Raw genomic sequence first — 2,973 nt, 5'->3', positions numbered from 1 at the left:
GCCCCCTCCGGAGCCCCCGCACCCTGGCCGCCCGATTCCCCGGGACCTGCCCCTGCTCCCGTCCCTACGCCAAGGGCGACACCATCACCCGGGTTGGGAAAACCTGGGGGCACCCGGAGTGCGCGAAGGCCCCCGCCTGATCGACCGTTCCCGTCGTCCTCCCCGTCCGGAGCGGATCCCTCCGGGCCCACCGGCCGGTCTTCACCCGAAGACCGGCCGGTGCGCCGATCACGCCCGGGGGCATCGTCGGGCCCCTCCCGGCGGCCACCCCCGGACAGGAGGGCTCAAGCGGACGACGGGTTCGTGGGCACGGCTGCCAGCGCGGCGGGAACATCAAAGTGAGCAGGGAGAATCTGCTCCAGGCCGGTGGTCTCCAACACCTGGCGCAGCCATTCCGGCACGGCGGCCAGTCTCAGGGACCCGCCTTTCCGGTGCAGGCGCCGGTACAACTCGATCATCACGCTCAGACCACCGGACTCCAGGAACTCCACCCCGGACAGGTCCAGGACCAGGTGATGAACCCCGTCATCCGGGAGAAGACCCAGACTCTCCCGCAGGGTGGGGAGATTCCAGGTGTCGATCTCACCGGCGAGAGTGACCACCGCGACCCCCGCCTCCCGATGTTCGACCCTCATCCGGATGCCGTCCTCACCGACCATGCTTCTCGTTCCGTTCCGTCGCGGTGGGGGAGCGTCCCGTCGCGAACACCACTGGAGCCGGCTACATACTTTCACGCCCGGGCCCCGGCACGGTCGAGGGCCTCCTCACCCCACGCCGTGGGAAAGCCCGACCAAGGGACCATCGGGACGACGGAAGTACCGACGGAGGGCGGAGAGTCGACCCTCACAGGGGATACGGCCCGGAGAGGCACGGACACCGGGACGACCCCGCCACACGGCCGGAAGCGCGAGAAGCAATGGAACGGTCGAATGCCCGCCCCGGCCACAACCATCGGCTCCCACCCAGTCACCCGACCGACACGCAGCCGTTCCGCGCAGCACCGGTGCTGCGCGGAACCCCTGCCGGGAGGCGGCTGTCCACTCCGGTCGGGCTCTTGTGTCCGGGGTACCCCGGACACAAGAGCCCGACCGGGCCATCGATCACGTGGTGTGCAGGGTCAACCCGTAGCGCTGAAGAATCGGATTGATCGGGTTGAAAACGGTCATGGAGGAGCTGCCGCAGCTGCCGCTGCCACCGGAGTGCACACCCTGGGCCTGGTCACCGGCGATGACAGATCCACCCGAATCCCCCGGAGCACTGCAGGCCGAGGTGAACGACATGCCGTGGGCCACCTCACCGCTGGAGTACTGCACCGTCTGGTTCACGGCCGTCAGGGTGCCGCAGCGCCAGCCCGTGGTGGAGCCGGAACGGCAGATCGAGGAGCCCACCGGGACGGGGGAGGAGCCACGCACCAACCGGTCCGGTACGGTGCCCCAACCCAGAACCACCGGCACGGTCCACCAACCACTGCCGACATCCACCCACGCCATGTCGCTGCCGGGCCACACCCGTCCCCGGACATGGCCGATGTGGGTGTTGTCCCAGCCGCGTACCGCCGATCCGGTGGCACCGCAGTGCCCCGCGGTGACGAAGCCGCCGTGCACCGAGAAGCCGATCGAGCAGCGCGCGTTGCCGACGTAAAACGGGTCACCCCCGACGACACCGGCCGCATGGGTCGTGATCGGTTCCTCGAGCATCTCGACACCGACCGGTCCGGCGCTCCCGGCCTCGGCCAAAAACTTCCGGACCGCGGGATCGTCCGCGTTCTCCCGGACGACATGGACGACGACCTCGTTGGCCCGCACGTCCACGCCCCAACCGGCGACCCCCACGGGAACCCGGTCGCCCATCGTGTCGATCTCGCTCTTCACCGCGTTGAGTTCGGCCACCGTACGGGTGACGCGTTCGGTGGCCGCGCCCGTCTCCTCGACCGCTGTGACGGCACTCTCCTCGGTAACCGCGACCACGAGTTCCCCGGAGTCGGGGTCGAACCAACTACCGGCGAAAGCGTCACCGGCCGCATCCTCGGCGAGCGGGACGAGTTCGCCGGCCTCGGCCTCCCGTGCCAAACGCGCGAGAGCCTGATCCTCCGTGAGGCCGAGATCATTCTGCATCGCCACAATCAGCCCGGGGGACGCGACCTCTTCCTCCGCCGCGACGGCGAAGGGGGAGGAAACGCCGGTCAGGCCGGCTGCGAGGAAAAGAGAGCAGAGGCCGGCACCGACAACGCGTCGGCCGAGCCTGCTGCGGGACATGGTAGGAGACATGGGGTGGTGCCCTTCTCTTGTTCCCTCGGTGGGGGTGGAACAGCGAAGGCCGGGAGCGCTCTCGAACCCGATGGGAGCCTAAGAGCCACGATCGAGCCGAGTCCAGTACCGGGAGTTCCGGAACTTCCAATGCGACAAGGGCGTTCGACCCCTCACCGGCCGGGTGGACCCATGACCCCGGGTGGGCCGGCACCTCCTTCCTCGATCCCACACGCCCCGCCTCCGAGTCGCCCCGGGCACTCATGATCCGAACCCTGCTCCCGTGGGGGAGCGAGATGCGGATGCCGATTCCCCCGTCTCCTTCCCGCCCGGGGACATCCGGGGCCCCCGCCCGAACTACCCGGTCCCCCCCCGTGAGATCGAGGGGGCAGCCACGGGGCCGGTCACCCGGCCTCTCCGGGGGCGGTGTGGGCACTCAGAGGTGTGCGAGGCGCAACAGTTCGAGGGTGCCGCCGATCCGGTGAGCGTCGAACGTGGCCACCAGCGCGTTGGATGCGAAGTTGCTTTCGTCCACTTCGGTGACGATTTCCTGGGCCCCGAGTTCGCGCAGAAGGCCGAACACCCGATTCATCAGGGCCGGACCACTCCTGGGGCTGTCGAACTGCTCAGGGAAGCCGGGGTGCTCTTCGCTCCGGGGAAGGCGGCCAATGCCGGTGGGGTGGCCACCAGCGCGCTGGAAATGCAGCAGAACGCTTCCCGTGACTCC

General features: G+C 69.3%; 2 protein-coding genes and 1 pseudogene. 1 reads left to right on the top strand and 2 read right to left on the bottom strand.

Translation table 11 applies throughout. The features are described 5' to 3' along the window. Positions 1 to 284 precede the first annotated feature (284 nt). Both FNQ90_RS18115 and FNQ90_RS18110 read right to left on the bottom strand, forming a co-directional pair. Entirely contained in the window at positions 285 to 659 is a 375-nt protein-coding gene (locus FNQ90_RS18115) for an STAS domain-containing protein (protein WP_182607339.1), read from the bottom strand. A gap of 441 nt (positions 660 to 1,100) precedes the next feature. Further along, on the bottom strand, positions 1,101 to 2,267 hold the full coding sequence (locus tag FNQ90_RS18110; RefSeq protein WP_228471363.1) for a S1 family peptidase: 1,167 nt from the start codon (positions 2,265 to 2,267) through the stop codon (positions 1,101 to 1,103). Between the two features lie 580 nt (positions 2,268 to 2,847). Between FNQ90_RS18110 and FNQ90_RS18100 the strand changes: the two are divergent. Further along, positions 2,848 to 2,973: pseudogene (locus FNQ90_RS18100) on the top strand (hypothetical protein); the annotation flags it as partial.

Origin of the sequence: Streptomyces alkaliphilus, from assembly GCF_014141535.1 — a bacterium.
GTDB classification, from domain to species: Bacteria; Actinomycetota; Actinomycetes; order Streptomycetales; family Streptomycetaceae; genus Streptomyces; species Streptomyces alkaliphilus.
The sequence above is the reverse complement of the archived record's forward strand: the minus strand, read 5'-3'. Positions and strand labels throughout refer to the sequence as shown.

What these genes read in the sequence shown, in the direction of transcription:
- FNQ90_RS18115 (WP_182607339.1), bottom strand. Translation starts at nt 659, where the DNA reads ATGGTCGGTGAGGACGGCATCCGGATGAGGGTCGAACATCGGGAGGCG.
- FNQ90_RS18110 (WP_228471363.1), bottom strand. Translation starts at nt 2,267, where the DNA reads ATGTCTCCTACCATGTCCCGCAGCAGGCTCGGCCGACGCGTTGTCGGT.